This window comes from Enterobacter sichuanensis (assembly GCF_009036245.1).
In the GTDB taxonomy this organism is placed as follows: domain Bacteria; phylum Pseudomonadota; class Gammaproteobacteria; order Enterobacterales; family Enterobacteriaceae; genus Enterobacter; species Enterobacter sichuanensis.
Genome location: NZ_CP027986.1, coordinates 3,904,801 through 3,922,042, shown reverse-complemented (window position 1 = coordinate 3,922,042; position 17,242 = coordinate 3,904,801). Strand labels below are relative to the sequence as shown.

General features: G+C 55.8%; 14 protein-coding genes and 1 tRNA gene. 9 read left to right on the top strand and 6 right to left on the bottom strand.

The genetic code is table 11. From position 1 onward, the window contains the following. Positions 1–49: 49 nt before the first annotated feature. Both C1N69_RS18950 and C1N69_RS18945 read right to left on the bottom strand, forming a co-directional pair. Positions 50–3,112 carry an autotransporter outer membrane beta-barrel domain-containing protein gene (locus tag C1N69_RS18950; protein ID WP_155031698.1) on the bottom strand — a complete coding sequence of 1,021 codons (3,063 nt, stop codon included), beginning with the start codon at positions 3,110–3,112 and terminating at the stop codon, positions 50–52. A gap of 116 nt (positions 3,113–3,228) precedes the next feature. After that, on the bottom strand, positions 3,229–3,543 hold the full coding sequence (locus C1N69_RS18945) for a lipoprotein (protein ID WP_045286548.1): 315 nt from the start codon (positions 3,541–3,543) through the stop codon (positions 3,229–3,231). Between the two features lie 175 nt (positions 3,544–3,718). On the opposite strand from C1N69_RS18945, the gene C1N69_RS18940 reads away from it, so the two are divergent. The 3 genes from C1N69_RS18940 (at position 3,719) to C1N69_RS18930 (ending at position 6,598) form a co-directional block, all read left to right on the top strand. Then, a complete protein-coding gene (locus C1N69_RS18940; RefSeq protein WP_155031697.1) occupies positions 3,719–4,351 on the top strand; it encodes a response regulator transcription factor in 633 nt (210 codons plus the stop codon). Then, on the top strand, positions 4,348–6,144 hold the full coding sequence (locus tag C1N69_RS18935) for a hybrid sensor histidine kinase/response regulator (RefSeq protein ID WP_155031696.1): 1,797 nt from the start codon (positions 4,348–4,350) through the stop codon (positions 6,142–6,144). The genes C1N69_RS18940 and C1N69_RS18935 overlap by 4 nt, the downstream gene beginning before the upstream one ends. Positions 6,145–6,271: 127 nt before the next feature. Next, a complete protein-coding gene (locus tag C1N69_RS18930; RefSeq protein WP_155031695.1) occupies positions 6,272–6,598 on the top strand; it encodes a hypothetical protein in 327 nt (108 codons plus the stop codon). Positions 6,599–6,824: 226 nt separating this feature from the next. Here the strand turns inward: C1N69_RS18930 and C1N69_RS18925 are convergent. Then, positions 6,825–6,900 (bottom strand) — tRNA-Phe (locus C1N69_RS18925). A 95-nt stretch (positions 6,901–6,995) separates the two neighbouring features. After that, positions 6,996–7,709, bottom strand: coding sequence for a DUF554 domain-containing protein (locus tag C1N69_RS18920; protein ID WP_155031694.1), 714 nt, complete (start codon positions 7,707–7,709; stop codon positions 6,996–6,998). A 180-nt stretch (positions 7,710–7,889) separates the two neighbouring features. Between C1N69_RS18920 and speF the strand changes: the two genes are divergently transcribed. Then, positions 7,890–10,025 (top strand): ornithine decarboxylase SpeF, encoded by a 2,136-nt coding sequence (gene speF, locus C1N69_RS18915; RefSeq protein ID WP_155031693.1) that lies wholly within the window; start codon positions 7,890–7,892, stop codon positions 10,023–10,025. A gap of 99 nt (positions 10,026–10,124) precedes the next feature. On the opposite strand, the gene C1N69_RS18910 is transcribed toward speF, so the two are convergent. Further along, on the bottom strand, positions 10,125–10,817 hold the full coding sequence (locus C1N69_RS18910) for a response regulator (RefSeq protein ID WP_155031692.1): 693 nt from the start codon (positions 10,815–10,817) through the stop codon (positions 10,125–10,127). After that, entirely contained in the window at positions 10,807–12,432 is a 1,626-nt protein-coding gene (locus C1N69_RS18905) for an ATP-binding protein (protein WP_047959446.1), read from the bottom strand. The genes C1N69_RS18910 and C1N69_RS18905 overlap by 11 nt, the downstream gene beginning before the upstream one ends. 345 nt (positions 12,433–12,777) lie before the next feature. Between C1N69_RS18905 and C1N69_RS18900 the strand changes: the two genes are divergently transcribed. From C1N69_RS18900 to citE, 5 genes are read left to right on the top strand one after another with little or no spacing between them, the layout of a single operon-like run. Further along, positions 12,778–14,139, top strand: coding sequence for a 2-hydroxycarboxylate transporter family protein (locus C1N69_RS18900; RefSeq protein ID WP_047959445.1), 1,362 nt, complete (start codon positions 12,778–12,780; stop codon positions 14,137–14,139). Positions 14,140–14,156: 17 nt separating this feature from the next. Next, a complete protein-coding gene (locus tag C1N69_RS18895; protein WP_025760232.1) occupies positions 14,157–15,020 on the top strand; it encodes a fumarylacetoacetate hydrolase family protein in 864 nt (287 codons plus the stop codon). 10 nt (positions 15,021–15,030) lie between these two features. After that, complete coding sequence (gene citC, locus C1N69_RS18890) at positions 15,031–16,053, top strand: [citrate (pro-3S)-lyase] ligase (RefSeq protein ID WP_155031691.1); 1,023 nt, start codon at positions 15,031–15,033, stop codon at positions 16,051–16,053. 16 nt (positions 16,054–16,069) lie between these two features. After that, positions 16,070–16,363, top strand: a complete 294-nt coding sequence (citD, locus tag C1N69_RS18885; RefSeq protein ID WP_045286752.1) for a citrate lyase acyl carrier protein — start codon at positions 16,070–16,072, stop codon at positions 16,361–16,363. Then, positions 16,360–17,235, top strand: a complete 876-nt coding sequence (citE, locus tag C1N69_RS18880; protein WP_025760235.1) for a citrate (pro-3S)-lyase subunit beta — start codon at positions 16,360–16,362, stop codon at positions 17,233–17,235. The genes citD and citE overlap by 4 nt, the downstream gene beginning before the upstream one ends. Positions 17,236–17,242 lie beyond the last annotated feature (7 nt).

Genomic DNA, 17,242 nt, shown 5'->3' with positions numbered 1-17,242 from the left:
CCGAAACAAAGAACCCGCCACAAGGGCGGGTTCTTTAAAGGGAAATCATTCAGAACGACCAGCGCAGATTCGCGTTAACCGAGTTGACGCGGGTATCCGCACCGTATTGTCCCTGATACCCCACATCCAGCGTCGCAGCCCGCGACAGCTGTACACTCACACCGATATCACCCACCATCACGTCCTCATCCACGGCTTGTCCCTGAGTAATGAACGCGTCGCTGCCCGCAAACGCCATGCGCGAAGACGTATTCTTATCGCCATAGGCGTGCTGCCAGCCCAGTGAACCATAGAGGTTAATGTTCTTCGGCAACTCGGTCACGCCGCGCACCCCGAGGGTGGAATAGAAGGTGTTCATCGTTTCATTACGTACGCTCAGCGCGGCGGCACCGCCGTCTTCCCTGAAGCTGTCGGTATGCAGTCGGATCCAGGAAAGATTAATAAAGGGCTCGACATTCATCTCTGGCTGGCCGAAACGGTAGCCCGCTTCGGTGAACGCCAGCAGCGAGTTGGCGTCGTAATCCGACTTCAGCCGATCCGAGAAGCCGCTGAAATCCACATTGCGCTCGCCTTCAATCTTGTGCCAGGTGTAACCCAGCGCGCCACGAAGGGAGAACGCATCCTGTTGGCCAGCCGCATACAGGCCAAGGTGGTAGTTATCGGTATCCGTTGAGGAACGACGGCTGTCGACGTCGTAATCCCCCCGGCTATAGCCGAAGTAGCCACCGACACGCACGTTATGGTCCGCCAGCTTGCGATCTGCCCCCAGCAGGAAGCCGGTGGTGTTGCCGTCCAGCTTGCCCACGTTACCGTCGCCGCTGTTTCGGCTCCAGGAGCTGAAGGTCTGGCCCCAGACGCCATTGTTTTGCGGCTCCGGCTGCTGCACCAGCGACATTGCTAACGGTGGTATCGGCAGGGTGTCGTTATCAAACGCGCGCTGCATCCGCTGGTTTAACACATTAAACACCTGCGTGCTGCCGGCAATCAGGTTGGACTGCATTGACGGATAGACTTCACCGGATAGCTGGTTGAACGCCTCGCGTGCTTCCGGCGCGCTCAGCACCAGTAGCGAGTTATACAATGCCAGCGACGGGCCGCTTTGCGTCAGCGTGGAGAGCGCGCCGGCAGTGTTCCACTGGTTGCTGCTTTTGGCCACGGTCTGGAAAATCCCCGGCTTGCCGCTGCCGGGGTTTTCACCGCCAGGATTCTCACCGCCCGGGTTTTCGCCTCCTGGGTTTTCTCCTCCTGGATTCTCACCTCCTGGATTCTCACCTCCTGGATTCTCACCTCCTGGGTTTTCTCCTCCCGGGTTCTCACCACCCGGGTTTTCGCCTCCAGGATTCTCGCCTCCAGTCTCTTTCTGGGCGATGGTCAGATCGACGGCGTTGGTGCCCTGCCTGAGCGCCACGTCCAGGAAGGCAGATTTGGAAATCGCTCCGGCGAACTGACCGTCAATTCCCCCGTCCGAGGTTAATATGCGATAGCTTTGGCCCGTTTTGTAACTGGTTTGCGGGTCCAGCGCGGTGACCTGTACTTTAGCCAGATCGCTGATAGTCGTTTTGCCCGATACCAGCAGCTGGTCGCTGCGGCCATCTCCTGCGATATCGACGTCATAGAAGGACTCGCCCACAAAATTCAGATAGCGTTTCAGCGTCAGCGTGCCGATATCGCCATCCCCTGGTGAGATATGCCCACCGGACAGGATCTCGGTCTGGCCCAGCGTGCCGTTGCCGCCCAGGGTGCCGCCGGCCTTGATTGACGCGGCGCTGCTGTAACCCAGTCCATTGCTGACGTCTGAACCCGCCGTCGCGTTGAGGATCAGCGTGCCGCCGTTCTCGGCGCTAAGGGTCTGAATGTCAAAGATATCGTCTTCTGCCTGGGTGTTGATGTTGCTGGCAATAATGACTTTGCCTCTGCGCGCGGTCACGTTCGCCTGAAGGGCTGAAAGATCGCCGTTCAGCGTTGTCTGTCCGGAGGTATTGATCACCTCACCTTCGCCGCTCATCGTGTTGCTGAAGACGTAATTTTCGTTGGTATGGTTGAAGTAGACATAGCTGCCGAACAGCCCGCCACGCAGGCTGATCGCCGTCTTCGCATCGAGGGCACCCGCACCGCCCGCCTTACCAAGCGTTGGTTCAGTTATACCCGTGCCGGTGTCCATGTTGCCGCGGCTGCCGATAATTAGCGCACCCCGGTTCGAACCGGAACCCGATGTCCCCACGATCAGCGCATTGCTGCCAGCGGAAAATGAACCGTCGTCAATAACCGACAGCACGCCGTTGCCATAATCGCCCACGCTAACGCTGCTCTCGCTGGTAAAACGCGAGTCTTTGCCCGCAATAACCAGCTCAGCGGTTTTCCCTGCCCCGGAGACGCCCGCTACCTGCACGCTGCCAACGTTAACCGCTCCGCCGTTCAGTACGTCCAGGTCGCCATTAAGCGTCAACGTACGGCCAACATTCCACTGTGAGCCGCTCCCCGTGACGGTGGCTTTTGGGCTCAGCGTGTCGGTTTCATCCGGCCCGGTACCATTGCCGATGCGCGCATCGTAGGCGGTATTGAGCGCCGCGCCGTCTTCAATCGCCAGCGTGGAGCGTGCGCCCAGATCGGTGCCTACGCTAAGAAAATTACTGGTCACGCGAGAGCCAGCACCCGTGGCGATAAGGTGACTGTCATAGCCACGCGTGGTGCCGACAACGATCTCCTTAGCGCTTGCCAGCGCGCCCTCTTCGACTCGAAGGGTGCCGAGGCCAAGATTCAGGTCGCCGTGCAGGACGTATTGATCGTTCACCGCGTTAAGCTCCGCGTTTGGCCCACGGACCGTGACCACGCTTTCATAAATTTGGCCGTCGAACAGCCGACCGATATTGATGTTATAGGCGGTGATTTTGCCATTATCGATCAGCAGGTTTCCGCGTTGATTACGTCCTACGTAAACATCTCCGGTGTAACCCAGCGTTTCGGTAATACGCGAGTCGCCATCAAAAATTGCATCCGCTGCACGCGCGAAATCGGCAGGTGAAAGCAGTAACAGCGGCGCGGAAAATAGAGCGAGGTAAAGTCTGGAAAGCGGTGTCTTAACCGCTAAAGAATGCGATGTAGAGTTATTCACGGGCTATCTCCGTACTCATTAGCGTGATGTCGGGAAAATCGTTTTTATATGAAAACTCAGATATGTCAGATGACGTAAAAGGCGTTATTTCAGTACGCCTTTTAATATGGTGTTAATTATTTATGGGTGACAACAGGTGTACAGGTTGGCGCGCTCAGCGTCGGTGCGGATCCTAAAATCCCTGGCATCATCATTGATGAACAATCGAAAATACGCCCTTTTTCTGTCGTCGCGCGATAAGAGAGTTTTTGTCCTCCCAGTGCGTCTGGCTGGGCGCCATTAACGTTAGTCACGGTTATTTCATCCGATGAGCCCAGCCCCAGCATTTTAGCGGTCTCCGCCTGCAGGAGTGGAATAGCCTGATCGGTTTTTAGCGTGGAACAACCGGCTAGCATCAACGTAACGGTTAAAAAGATTAGTGGTTTTCTCATAAATTACCCTTTATATCCAATCAGTTAATTTCACTGATTGTATTTATGTTTACAGTTACCCAAATCAGCAAATAATATATTTCCCTTTCCTAATCGAAAAAACCCTCCTAAAGTAGGGTGGGTAGAAAATAATTCATCCGTACTCTTAGATATGCGAAGGTAAAAGGAGGACCCTTTGGGACAGAATTATGCGTTGGTCGTTGATGACCATCCATTGGTAGCAAGCGGCATCGCCAATTTTCTGATTACACACTGCCAGTTTAAGCAGGCGTATGTGGTGACGAATGAGGATGATTGCTACCGACAAATTAGGGACAATGGCCCACCACGCTTGCTGGTAATCGATTTTTGGCTCTCGTCCGGAACGGCCTTGAGTTTACTCAAGGAAATAAAACAACTTTACCCACAGGTACGACTCCTGGTGGTCAGTGGGGATGACAATAATGATATCTGGCGTAAAGTTCATACCGCCGGGGGGCACGGTTTTGTATTAAAAAGCGAGCCGCCTGAAATGTTCTCACGGGCTGTTTTCGCACTCACCGATAATCTGACCTGGTTTCCTGAGGGAAACGAACTTTCCATCAAGTCGAATAATGAGAAGTTAAGTAAATTTAACTTAACGCCGCGACAAATTGACGTGTTAAATATGATTATGCGCGGCCTGCCAAATAAAAGAATCGCCGCGCAGCTTTCAATTTCCGAGCCCACGGTAAAAGAACACATCAGTAATATTTTGAAAAAGATAGGCGTTAATAGCCGGGTCGAGGCCATTACACTTCTGCATGGCAAGCAGGAACCGTCGGAATGAGGTTTTTTCAGAGTTTACAGAACGATGGGATCTCCGCTCCAGCGCAGATCCGTTTGCTAAACAACACCTTTTTACGGTTGGTGTTCAGCTTTAGCGCGGTGCCCTTTGTCGGTATTCCTTTCGCCATCTGGATTTATATGCTTGGGGACGACCTTGGCCCAACGATTACCTGGATAATCATTTATCTGCTATGCGCTGTGGCGATACGAATATTGCACCGACGTTATCAGCGCGAAGCGAAGGAAGACGTTGAAAAAGACGTCCTGAGACGCTGGCTTCCGCGTATTAATAATATCGCCTTTATTCACGGGCTGGGAATCTCATCACTCTATTTAATTACCCCGCAGACGCAGAACTTTGACTTTTTCCTGCTGCTTAATATCAGCATCGCCGCCATCGTCGCCGCCAATGCGACGCATCTGACGCCTGTCATCAGCACCTTTACGCGGTTTTTCTTCGCCTCCTGGGGGATGCTGAACCTCGGTATTATCTGGCGGCTGGATGAGCTAATGTTTATCGTGCTTATGTTGAATCTGCTTTACGGCTTCGCAATTTACCGCCATGCGTTAACGTCACATGCGTTCTTTATTCAGCAAGCGTTGCTTGAGGAAAAAAGCTCACGGCTGGCGGAACAGTTTCGTCAGGCCAAAGAGGACGCGGAGCAGGCGCTGCTGGATAAAAATCAATTTCTGACCACCGCCAGCCACGATCTGCGCCAGCCCGTGCACGCGATGGGCTTTTTGATTGAGGCCATTCTCCACCGAAACCGGGACGTTAGCCTGATGCCACAGCTTCTTGACCTGCAGCAGAGCGTTCGCTCGGTACATTTGATGCTCAATTCTCTGCTCGATCTCAGCAAAATAGAATCCGGGAATGTACTTTCTGCTCCTGGCAAAGTGGATATCGGTGCTCTGCTCGACTCGGTCATCACGCTGTTTCGCGAAGAGGCCAACAGCCGCGCACTTAGGCTATGTACCCGGCGGCCCAAACGCCGCATCTACGTGTTGGGCGATCCGCTGCTGGTGCGACAATCTCTGATTAACCTGATTCAAAACGCCCTCCGCTACACGCTCCAGGGCGGCGTGCTGGTCGCCATCCGACCACGCGGCGAGGAGTGTATGGTGGAGGTGTGGGATACGGGGGTCGGTATCGCCGATGACGAGAAGGGCAAAATCTTCTCGCCTTACTACCGTCCCGAGCTGGCATGGAAGATCGACAGCGCCGGACACGGGCTGGGACTGGCCGTAGTGGCCCGTTGTGCCAAGCTGATGAAGGTGAAGTACGGGATGCAATCCATTGAAGGTAAAGGCTCACGCTTCTGGATGCGCTTCACCCAATATACTGGCGAAGACATCGCGCCGGATATTTCGCCCACCTGTGACAACACTGCCACGCCGGTACGCTATGCGCCGCTGCACGGTTCTTGCCTGGTCGTCGATGACGATCCGCTGGTAACGTCTGCCTGGGAGAGCCTGATGAGCATCTGGGGAATCAACGTGCGCTGTGCGGCCTCTGCTGAAGAAGCGTTCGCCATTATCGACGACGGCTTCACGCCGTTTGCCGTGCTGTGCGACCAGCGCCTGCGATCCGGCGAAAGCGGCTTCGATATCCTGAAAGCGCTTTTTGAACGTCTCCCTGATATGAGCGGCGCGATAGTCAGCGGCGAATTTAATTCACCGGTTCTGCTGGAAGCGGAGCAGGAGGGATACCTGGTGCTTCGCAAGCCTCTCGAACCGTCTAAACTGCATGCGCTGCTGACGCAGTGGTCGGGGTGTCGTGGATATGGGAATTGATAACAGCAGCAGTGAAGCTCTGAAGTGGACAATAATGTCAGTTTTCGAGGGTATAGATATCTTCAACTAGTTGATATAAATATAAATTTCATCAAATATTTCAGTGGGCTATAGGGCGGGTAACGGAATGACCAGCGAAGAAGCACTTTTAAAATCAGGTTTTAGTAAACGAGATCTTCAAAAGCTAAAAAACAATATTGAGAATTACGGTGGTTCGTTGGATAGCGTAACTCATGATCTGTCCAATCGTTTTAAAGCAATGAAGTGGATAACGATTATTGCGTTCATCATACTGGCTTTAACTCTTTTACTTGCCTCCAGTGATACAAGTCTTGCCCTTGCGCTCACGTTATTGATTTTACTCCCTTTTATTTGGTATATAACGCCAGCAAAACTTGGCTATAAATCCTGGCGTTATCGTAAAATGCTGACTAATTCTGGGACGGGTCGCTGACGGACAACAGATTGTCTCCGAGTGTGACCCTAAACGTAGCGCCTGAGGAAACACTTTTCGGATGTAGTAGGTACCGTTTCGGTCTTTGGTAGGCTTTATCATAATGCCCATGTTGCACCACAGGGAAGCGGGGCCGGAGGGAAGATAAGGGCGTTAGCTACTGATAAAACAAAAATTGCTGACTCAGAAAGCAAAAACCCCCGCCTAAGCGAGGGTTCAAAATAAGTGGTGCCCGGACTCGGAATCGAACCAAGGACACGGGGATTTTCAATCCCCTGCTCTACCGACTGAGCTATCCGGGCAACGGGGCGCATTAAACCCGATCTGCCCTCTGTCGTCAACGAAAAATGTTGTTTTCGTTACAGACTGCGCAATCTCTCGCCATTTCGCCGCATCTTTAGGCGAAAAAGTGCATCCAGAGCGCAGAGAGCGGCATGGCGAGCAGCAGTGCGGGTAGCATGTTGACCACGGCAAACATCTTGATCCCGCAAATACGCAAGCCTGTCGCCAGCAGCAGCAGGCCACCGACGGCGGTGAAGTCCGCCATCATCGCTGGCGTGGTCAGCGGGAGAATCAAGGTGGCGCAGGTGGCGAGCGCCAGCTGAATCAGCAGCATTGGGACGCAAATCGCCGCCACTGCGATGCCAAGGGTGGTGGCGAAAATGGTGGCGGTGAAGAAATCGAGAAACGCCTTCGCAATTAAGATGCTCGGGTCACCGGTCATCCCTTCCTGCATCGAACCGAAAATCCCCGTACCGCTGGCGCAAAACAGAATAATGATGGCGACATAGTTCTGAATAAAGGACTCATGCGTGCCGTGCTTCGCTTTGTCCGGCCGGGCAATCAGGTTTTTGGCTTTACTGACTGCACTGTTAATACCTTTTTCCAGATAACAGAACTCACCAATGAGCGCGCCGAGCAGGGTGGCCAGCACCATCACGGGCAGATTGGCGCATTTGATGACTAAAAGAATACCGATCCCTAGCGACGCCAGGCCGAATATGGAGGGCATTGAGGTGCGAATACGCTCCGGTAACCGCTGGCTCAGCACTGCGCCGAGTACGCCGCCCAGCAATACGGCGCCGGCGTTGATAAATGGCCCGATAACCACGCTTAACTCCTGTTACTTACTCATTGGTATTGCATGATTATGACATGCTTCTGCTTTCCGGCCGTAAGCATTGGGTGATTAAATGCATAAGGATTGCTTGTTGCAGCTAAAAATAAAAGGTGACATTATTGCGCGAATTTTCTCCTCCTGTCTCACCGTTCGGTGAGGGTAACTGCGCTTATGAAAACCATGAAAATCGCCGTCAGCCGCGAGCTGCTCTCTACTGTGTCTACGCACCGCGAAAAGGTGACGCTGGATAACACGGATTTCACCGATGTGGCCGCCGTCGTCCTGACGACGACAGACAGTCGCAGCGGCATTCTTGCGCTACTGAAACGCACGGGATTTCAGCTGCCGGTGTTCATTTTCTCGCAGGAGCCCATGGAAGTGCCCGACGGCGTCAGCGCGGTCATCTCGGGTAAAGCTCAGGAGTTTCTGGAGCTGGAGACCGCAGCCAGCCGTTACGAAGAGACGCTATTGCCGCCGTTTTTCGACACCCTGAGCCAGTATGTGGAGATGGGCAACAGCACTTTTGCTTGTCCGGGTCACCAGCACGGCGCCTTTTTCAAAAAACACCCGGCCGGGCGGCAGTTCTATGATTTCTTCGGTGAGAACGTCTTCCGCGCCGACATGTGCAATGCCGACGTGAAGCTGGGAGATCTGCTGATCCACGAAGGGTCCGCCAAGCATGCGCAAAAGTTTGCGGCAAAGGTGTTCAACGCGGATAAAACCTACTTTGTGCTGAACGGTACGTCGGCGGCCAACAAGGTGGTGACTAACGCACTGCTCACCCGTGGCGATCTGGTGCTGTTTGACCGTAACAACCATAAATCCAACCACCACGGGGCGCTGATCCAGGCGGGCGCCACGCCGGTGTATCTTGAGGCCGCGCGTAACCCGTTTGGCTTTATTGGCGGAATTGACGAGCACTGCTTTGACGAGGCGTATCTCCGGGAGCTGATCCGCGAGACTGCGCCGGAAAAGGCCGACGAGGCGCGGCCGTTCCGACTGGCGATCATTCAGCTTGGCACCTACGACGGGACGATCTACAACGCCCGTCAGGTGATCGACAAGATCGGTCATCTGTGCGATTACATTCTCTTTGACTCCGCCTGGGTGGGCTACGAGCAGTTTATTCCGATGATGGCGGAGACGTCCCCGCTGTTGCTGGAACTGAACGAGAACGATCCCGGCATCTTTGTGACCCAGTCGGTGCATAAACAGCAGGCCGGGTTCTCGCAAACGTCGCAGATCCATAAAAAAGATAACCACATCCGCGGTCAGGCGCGTTTCTGCCCGCACAAGCGTCTTAACAATGCGTTTATGCTGCATGCTTCCACCAGCCCGTTCTATCCTCTGTTCGCGGCGCTGGATGTGAACGCGAAAATCCACGAAGGGGAAAGCGGGCGCAGGCTGTGGGCGGAGTGCGTTGAGCTGGGCATTGAGGCGCGTAAGGCGATCATTGCCAATTGCCATATGATCAAACCGTTTATCCCACCGGTGGTGGCAGGGCGGCCGTGGCAGGATCATCCCACCCACGCCATCGCCAGCGAGCTTCGCTTCTTCAGCTTTGAGCCCGGAGCTAAATGGCACGGGTTTGAGGGCTATGCTCGCGAGCAGTACTTTGTCGACCCGTGCAAGCTGCTGCTGACCACGCCGGGCATTGATGCCGAAACGGGGGAATATACGGATTTCGGTATTCCGGCGACGATTCTGGCGCACTATCTGCGCGAAAACGGCATTGTGCCGGAGAAGTGCGACCTTAACTCGATCCTGTTCCTGCTGACGCCTGCTGAAAGCAGCGAGAAGCTGGCGCAGCTGGTGGCGATGCTGGGGCAGTTTGAACAGCATATTGAAGACGATACGCCGCTGGCGGACGTGCTGCCGACTATCTTCCAGAAATACCCGGTGCGCTACCGGGACTATACGCTCCGCCAGTTATGTCAGGAGATGCACGATCTCTACGTCAGCTTTGACGTGAAAGATCTGCAGAAGGCGATGTTCCGCAAGGAGAGCCTGCCAGAGGTGGTGATGAATCCGCAGGACGCCAATCAGGCGTATATTCGCGGGAACGTGGAGCTGGTGCGTATTCGGGATGCTGAAGGGCGGATCGCTGCTGAAGGGGCGCTCCCTTATCCGCCGGGCGTGCTGTGCGTGGTGCCGGGTGAAGTCTGGGGCGGGGCGGTGCAGCGTTACTTCCTGGCGCTGGAGGAGGGCATCAACCTGCTGCCGGGCTTCTCGCCGGAGCTGCAGGGGGTCTACAGCGAGAAGGATGCCGACGGGATTAAGCGGCTGTATGGGTATGTATTGAAGTAGTCCCCCTCACCCTAACCCTCTCCCCAAAGGGGAGAGGGAATTGCGCGGAGCCGTCTTTTCACCCTCGCCCCTTTGGGGAGAGGGCCGGGGTGAGGGGTATTAAGCCGCACTACGCTTGTACATCCTCCTCGGATGCCCAATCTTGCCGTACAGCATCTCCACCGTCAGAAAACCTGCCTCCACGCAGTGCTCCAGATAGCGTCGGGTGGTGGTTTTACTCAGCCCCGTCTCGCTCACGACCTCATCCACGGTAAAGCAGTGCGTTGCCCGGGCGTTAAACAGCGACTGCACCCGCGCCAGCGTATTTTCCTCAATGCCTTTGCTGCCGTTGTCCTGGCGGTAGTTTTTCGCCTGTAGCTGATAGAGCGAATCGACGTTCTGCTGGTCGACAATCTTCCAGACGCGCTGCTGTTCGGCAAACTGCACAAACCGCTCCAGCGACTGGCTGAGCCGCTTCCAGGAGACCGGTTTAAGAATGTAGTCGAACGCGCCGTTGCGGATCGCCTGGCTGCAGGTGTCCATATCGCTGGCGGCCGTAATAAAAATCACCGAGCAGTTGGCGCGCGCCAGCATAGGGTTAGTGATAAGCGAGATCCCTTTGCCGTCAGGCAGATAGTTATCCAGCAGCACCAGCTGCGGCTGTTTACTTTCAAGCTCAGCCTGGGCCGCAGCCAGCGACGAGGCAATGCCCACCAGCCTCAGACGCGGATGCTTACCTATCAGCTCGGCGTGCAGCTGCGCCAGCTCGCTCTCGTCTTCAACAATCAGTACGTCGATAAGTTCATGTTGCATAGTCGGTGTCTTCCAGTTGCCGGGCGGCTCCAGTCGCAGGGATAAACAGTGAGAAAATGGCGCCGCGCGGCGTGTTATCGGCAACTTCAATTGTGCCGCCTGCCTGTGTGACATAGCTTTCAATCAGATACAGGCCAATCCCATGATCGCCGCGTGTTTTGGTGGTGATGCCGCGCTCAAAGATCCTGTCACGGATCGCAGGGGTAATGCCAACGCCCTGGTCGGCCACTTCAACGATCAGCTCCTGTTCGCTGAGTTTGATCAGCACCTCCACCGGCGCGTGGGGAAGCGGCGACCGTTGCGTCGCTTCGATGGCGTTATCCAGCAGGTTGCCAATAATCGAAATCAGCTCTTGTTCCCCCAGCGGCAGGAACGGTTTGTCCAGCCGACAGGCCGGGTCGAAACTGAGCTCGACCCCTTTCTCCCGCGCGCGGGCGGCTTTCCCCAGCAGCAGGCCGCACAGCGTCGGGGAACTGAAGCGCGATGAGATAAAGTCCAGCAGCTCCTGGGCATGTTCCGATTGCGCCTGAATGTAGCCAATGGCCTCCTCATAGCGGCCCATATGCAGCAGGCCGGAGAGGGTAGTCATCCGGTTTAACTGTTCGTGGCGCATGATGCGCAGATTATCGACATAGCGTTTGACCTGGCTGAGCTGGGCGCTCAGCGAGTCGATCTCGTTGCGATCGCGGAAGGTGATCACCCAGCCCTGCAGCGCCCCCTCAAGCATGATGTGTACCCGGCTGGCAATGACCGTGAGGTCGTTAAAACGGCAAATCTCGTCATGGGTATCTTTCGCCAGCATAGTTTGCGTGTCGAAGAACGGCACCGGCTCAATCACCTGGCTTATCAGCTGCCCGCGCAGTTCCCGGGCCGGCTGGCTCAGGCCCAGCAGCTTGCGCGCCGCCTGGTTGATCACCTCTATGCGTCGTTCGTTATCAATGGCGATCACGCCTTCGTAGATGGACTCCATCATCGCCTTCTGCTGGCGTACCAGCAGACCGATCTCTCGCGGCTCGAGGGAGAAGATTTGCTTCTTAATGCTGCGGGTAAAGAACCAGGAGAAGACAAAGAGGGCGATCAGCAGCAGCACGGCGGCAATCAGGATATTGACTACCTTACTGACGGTAATGGTATCCAGATAGCTGGTAAGATAGCCTACCGAAACAATACCGACCACCTGTCCGGCATTGTTAAAGATGGGAGCTTTACTGCGCAGCGAAATGCCCAGCCCGCCTTTGCGGATCGTGGTGATACTTTTCCCCTGTAAAACGGCTTCATTGTCACCGCCGACCAGCGTGGTCCCCACTCTGTCGGCAAAGACGGAGTGAAAAAGGTGCAGCCCCTTATTATCACCAATCACAATAAAGCTGGCGTCACTGAGCGCAGAAATCTTCTGCATAAAATCATGAATGGCATTGATATTCTTTTGTTCAACTTCATCACGTAATGTCGGAATAAGTGCTATCTCTTCAGCCTGTATTTTGGCGCGCGCGCTCATTTCCTGATAAAGCTGTTTACCAACATCGACATAATAATATCCGCCCAGTAAGGTAAAAAGTACTGAGAAAAAGGCAACCAGCGAAATAAACAGCTTAATCTGGAAAGAGACTTTCATAACTATCACGCGAGGTAGCGACAAAGATCGCCAATATATCATCTTTTTTCTTGCGGATGCCTGCTTTGCCGAAAACTTGTGATCCCTTGCACAGCAGGGGCTGTAAAAGCATAGTCCGGAAGGAGGGCAGACTTCAGGCTGCAGCAATAAATGTTATTTGTTTGTTCAATTCGGAAAAGAAACCATAAAAACCACGGGAATAAATAAGGTATAAATCACAGTAAATAAAAGAAACCATTAAAACCATAGCGGCCATAAAAACTTCGCTTTTAATATGCCTTCCCTCACATAAAGTAAGCCTTTGTGACTCTAAGCTGAACGCACAAAATAACCAAGGGGCTTATTATGAGCACAACTGACGATTCTTTCTCTGTTACCCACGACCCGATTGAAATTCAGCGACCTTCGCTCAAAGAGCGCTGGTGGCATATTATGGATACCTGGAAAATTGGGATTATTCCTCTGCCGCTGTTCGTTCTGGCGGGTGCGCTGATTGCGATTGATTGCCTGGGCGGAAAATTGCCGAGTGATATCGTGGTGATGGTGGCGACGCTGGCCTTCTTCGGCTTTGCCTGCGGTGAGTTTGGCAAACGCCTGCCGGTTGTCGGCAAGCTCGGCGCGGCGGCGATTTGCGCCACCTTTATCCCTTCCGCGCTGGTCTACTACGGCCTGCTGCCGGACGTGGTGGTCGAGTCCACCACTAAGTTCTACAAATCCACCAACATTCTCTACCTCTACATCTGCTGCATCATTGTTGGCAGCATCATGAGCATGAACCGCACGGTGCTGATTCAGGGCTTCCTGCGCATCTTCTTCCCGATGCTGTGCGGCGAAATCGTCGGCATGCTGGTGGGGATGGGCGTCGGTCTGGCGCTGGGTCTTGAGCCGTTCCAGATCTTCTTCTTCATCATTCTGCCGATTATGGCGGGCGGCGTAGGAGAAGGGGCGATCCCGCTTTCCATCGGCTATGCCACCCTGCTGCATATGGACCAGGGCGTTGCGCTCGGACGCGTGCTGCCGATGGTGATGCTCGGCGGTCTGACGGCAATCATTATCTCCGGGTGCCTGAACCAGCTCGGCAAACGCTATCCGCACCTGACCGGTGAAGGCCAGCTGATGCCGAACCGCGCGAATGCGGATGCCACCGTCTCTCAGCCTGCGTTCTCTGGTAAAGCGGACGTGACCACCATCGCCTCCGGCGCGCTGCTGGCGGTGCTGCTCTACATGCTGGGTATGCTCGGCCACAAGCTGATTGGCCTGCCTGCGCCAGTGGGCATGCTGTTTATGGCAGTGCTGGTGAAGCTCTGCAACGGCGCTTCTCCACGTCTGCTGGAAGGCTCGCAGGTGGTGTACAAATTCTTCCAGACCTCCGTGACCTACCCGATTCTCTTTGCCGTTGGCGTGGCCATCACCCCGTGGCATGAACTGGTGGCGGCCTTCACGCTGACCAACCTGCTGGTGATCATCAGCACCGTCTCCGCGCTGGTGGCGACCGGGTTCTTCGTCGGCAAAAAGATTGGTATGCACCCGATTGATGTCGCCATCGTCTCCTGCTGTCAGAGCGGCCAGGGCGGAACCGGCGACGTGGCGATCCTGACCGCAGGCAACCGCATGAGCCTGATGCCGTTCGCCCAGATTGCTACCCGAATTGGCGGCGCGATTAACGTCTCTGTCTCACTGCTGATTCTGGGCAACTTCCTCGTTTAAGTTTTCAGGAAAGAACAATGAAACTCGCAAGCTTTTTATACCAGGGAAAACGCAGCTACGGCATCGTGCAGGCCGACGGCGTGATTGATTTAGGCCGCCGTCTGGGCGACCGCTACAGCGACCTTAAAGCGCTGCTGCAGGGTAACGGGCTGGCACAGGCCACCCGTTACCTGAATGACGCAGTGGACGTGCCGATGAGCGCCATCACCTTCTTACCGGTGATTGAGCAGCCGGAAAAAATCCTCTGCGTGGGCATGAACTACGCCGACAAGCGCAAGGAGTTTGACCAGCATAACCCGGCTCCAACGCTGTTTGTCCGCTTCCCGGATTCCCAGACCGGCCACAACGAGCCGGTGCTGAAGCCGCGCCACTCCAGCGAATTCGACTACGAAGGCGAGCTGGCGGTGATCATCGGTAAAGGCGGGGAGAATATCCGCCGCGACGACGCCCTGCGCCACGTGGCGGGCTACAGCTGCTACATGGACGGCTCCGCCCGAGACTGGCAGCACACCTGGTTTACCGCCGGTAAAAACTGGCGCAAAACCGGCGCGTTTGGCCCGTGGATGGCGACGGCGGATGAGATCCCGGACCCGCACCAGCTTGCGATCCGCACCTGGCTGAACGGTCGTATGGTGCAGGAAGACAATACCAGCAGCATGATCCACAAAGTCGCCGAGCTTATCGAGTACATCAGCACCTTTACCCGTTTAAGCCCGGGTGACGTGATCATCACCGGATCCCCGGGCGGAGTGGGTAAAAAGCGTAACCCGCCGCTGTTTATGAAAGAGGGCGATCGCATTGAGGTGGAGATCGAGCATATCGGTCATCTGAGTAACGTGATCGTGGAAGCGCCAGCCGTCGGGCTTGCGGCGGCACACTGAGAAAGGCGGCATGAACAGTCAACCCATCGATTTTCGCCACACGCTGGTGGCGAAGCACCCGGAACGCTTAAGCCAGATCCGTTACCTGCTGGCGGACAGCGGCCTGGGCCTGGACAACGACATCACGCTGTTTGTCGAAGCCTGGTCCGGCCCGCAGCTGGTGGGTTGCGCAGGGCTTGCCGCCAACGTCATCAAATGCGTGGCGGTCAACGAGCAACTTCGCGGCGAGAATCTCAGCGCACGGCTGCTGGCGGAGGTGCAAAATGCGGCGCTGGAGCGCGGCCATTTTCACCTCTTCCTCTGCACCCGTCCGTGCAACAAGGCGCGTTTTGCCCGCAGCGGTTTCTGGCCGATTGCCGAGAGCGGGAACAACGCGGTACTGATGGAGAACACCCCGCAGGGGATTGATCGTTATTGCCGTTCTCTGCGCGCGAACCGCAAGAGCGGGGAGAAAATTGGCGCCATTGTGATGAACGCCAATCCGTTCACCCTCGGCCACCGCCATCTGGTGGAGCAGGCGGCGATGCAGTGTGATGCCCTGCATCTGTTCGTGGTGCGTGAAGATGCCTCGTTTTTCCCGTTCAGCGCGCGTCTTGAGATGGTGCGCGCGGGCGTGGCGCATCTGCCGAACGTGGTGGTGCATGAAGGCTCGCAGTACATCATCTCCCGCGCCACGTTTCCGGCCTACTTCCTGAAGGAGACCGGCAAAGTGCAGCAGGCGTGGAGCGAAATCGATGTGCTGATCTTCCGGGATTTCATTGCCCCGGCATTGGGCATCACGCACCGCTTCATCGGCTCGGAGCCGTTTTGCGACATCACCCGCCAGTACAACCAGACGCTGCACGACCTGCTGGCCTCGCATATCGAGGTGGTGGAAATGCCGCGCATCAAGGCCACCGGCAACGCCATTTCAGCGTCCGAAGTGCGCCGCTTACTGAAGACACAGCAGTTTTCCCGGATCCGGGAGATTGTCCCGGACTCCACCTTCGCGCACCTCGAAACACACTATCGGGCGAGTGCGGAAGTCGCTTAACTACCAGGAATTTATCATGAAAATTGTAAGGGAGGCGCTGGCCGGAACGCAGGAGTCCAGCGACCTGATGGTGAAAATCGCTCCCGCTCACGGCGAGCTGGAGGTAGTCATCCACAGCGAAGTGATTAAGCAGTTTGGCGAGCAAATTCGCCAGGTGGTCAACGACACATTGCGCGCCATGAACGTGCACCAGGGACTCATCATTATTGAAGACAAAGGGGCGCTGGACTGTGTGATCCGCGCGCGCCTGCAGAGCGCGCTGATGCGTGCCGCCGATGAACAGGCCATCAACTGGGGGGCGCTGAAATGAGCAAACTCCGCCGCAGTATGCTGTTCCTCCCGGGTGCCAACGCCGCCATGCTCTCCACTGCGTTTATCTACCGCCCGGACTCCATCATGTTTGACCTGGAAGACGCCGTTGCCCTGCGCGAGAAAGACACCGCACGCATGCTGGTGTTTCATGCGCTGCAGCATCCGATGTATCAGGATATCGAAACCGTGGTGCGCATTAACCCGTTGAGCACGCCGTTTGGCCTGCTGGATCTGGAGGCCGCTGTGCGGGCCGGCGTGGACGTGATCCGTCTGCCGAAAACCGATACGCCGGATGACATCTATGAGCTGGAAGGCCACCTGGTGCGCATTGAGCAAGAGTGTGGCCGCGAGGTGGGTTCCACCCGCGTGATGGCGGCGATTGAGTCGGCCGTTGGCGTGATTAACGCCGTGGCGATTGCCCGCAGCTCGCCGCGCTTAATCGGCATCGCGCTGGCCGCTTTTGACTATGTCATGGACATGCAGACCGAACGCGGTGACGGCACCGAGCTGTTCTACGCCCGTTGTGCCGTGCTGCACGCCGCGCGTGCCGCAGGCATCGACGCCTTCGACGTGGTGTGGTCAGACGTTAACGACGAGGCCGGGTTCCTGCGCGAGGTCGATCTGATCCGCAAGATGGGCTTTAACGGTAAATCGCTGATCAACCCGCGCCAGATCGATCTCCTGCATAACGCCTATGCCCCGACCCAGGAAGAGGTGGATCACGCCAAAAGGGTGATTGAAGCGGCAGAAGAGGGCGAGCGTAACGGCCTGGGCGTAGTGTCGCTCAACGGCAAAATGGTGGATGCACCGATTATTAACCACGCGCAGGTGGTGCTGGAGCGCGCGGCGGCCTCCGGCGTGCGTCGGTAAGGATGAG

Bases quoted from the DNA above. Each gene is read 5' to 3' on its own strand.
- C1N69_RS18945 (WP_045286548.1), bottom strand. From the start codon at position 3,543: ATGAGAAAACCACTAATCTTTTTAACCGTTACGTTGATGCTAGCCGGT.
- C1N69_RS18935 (WP_155031696.1), top strand. From the start codon at position 4,348: ATGAGGTTTTTTCAGAGTTTACAGAACGATGGGATCTCCGCTCCAGCG.
- C1N69_RS18930 (WP_155031695.1), top strand. From the start codon at position 6,272: ATGACCAGCGAAGAAGCACTTTTAAAATCAGGTTTTAGTAAACGAGAT.
- speF (WP_155031693.1), top strand. From the start codon at position 7,890: ATGAAAACCATGAAAATCGCCGTCAGCCGCGAGCTGCTCTCTACTGTG.
- C1N69_RS18910 (WP_155031692.1), bottom strand. From the start codon at position 10,817: ATGCAACATGAACTTATCGACGTACTGATTGTTGAAGACGAGAGCGAG.
- C1N69_RS18905 (WP_047959446.1), bottom strand. From the start codon at position 12,432: ATGAAAGTCTCTTTCCAGATTAAGCTGTTTATTTCGCTGGTTGCCTTT.
- C1N69_RS18900 (WP_047959445.1), top strand. From the start codon at position 12,778: ATGAGCACAACTGACGATTCTTTCTCTGTTACCCACGACCCGATTGAA.
- C1N69_RS18895 (WP_025760232.1), top strand. From the start codon at position 14,157: ATGAAACTCGCAAGCTTTTTATACCAGGGAAAACGCAGCTACGGCATC.
- citC (WP_155031691.1), top strand. From the start codon at position 15,031: ATGAACAGTCAACCCATCGATTTTCGCCACACGCTGGTGGCGAAGCAC.
- citD (WP_045286752.1), top strand. From the start codon at position 16,070: ATGAAAATTGTAAGGGAGGCGCTGGCCGGAACGCAGGAGTCCAGCGAC.
- citE (WP_025760235.1), top strand. From the start codon at position 16,360: ATGAGCAAACTCCGCCGCAGTATGCTGTTCCTCCCGGGTGCCAACGCC.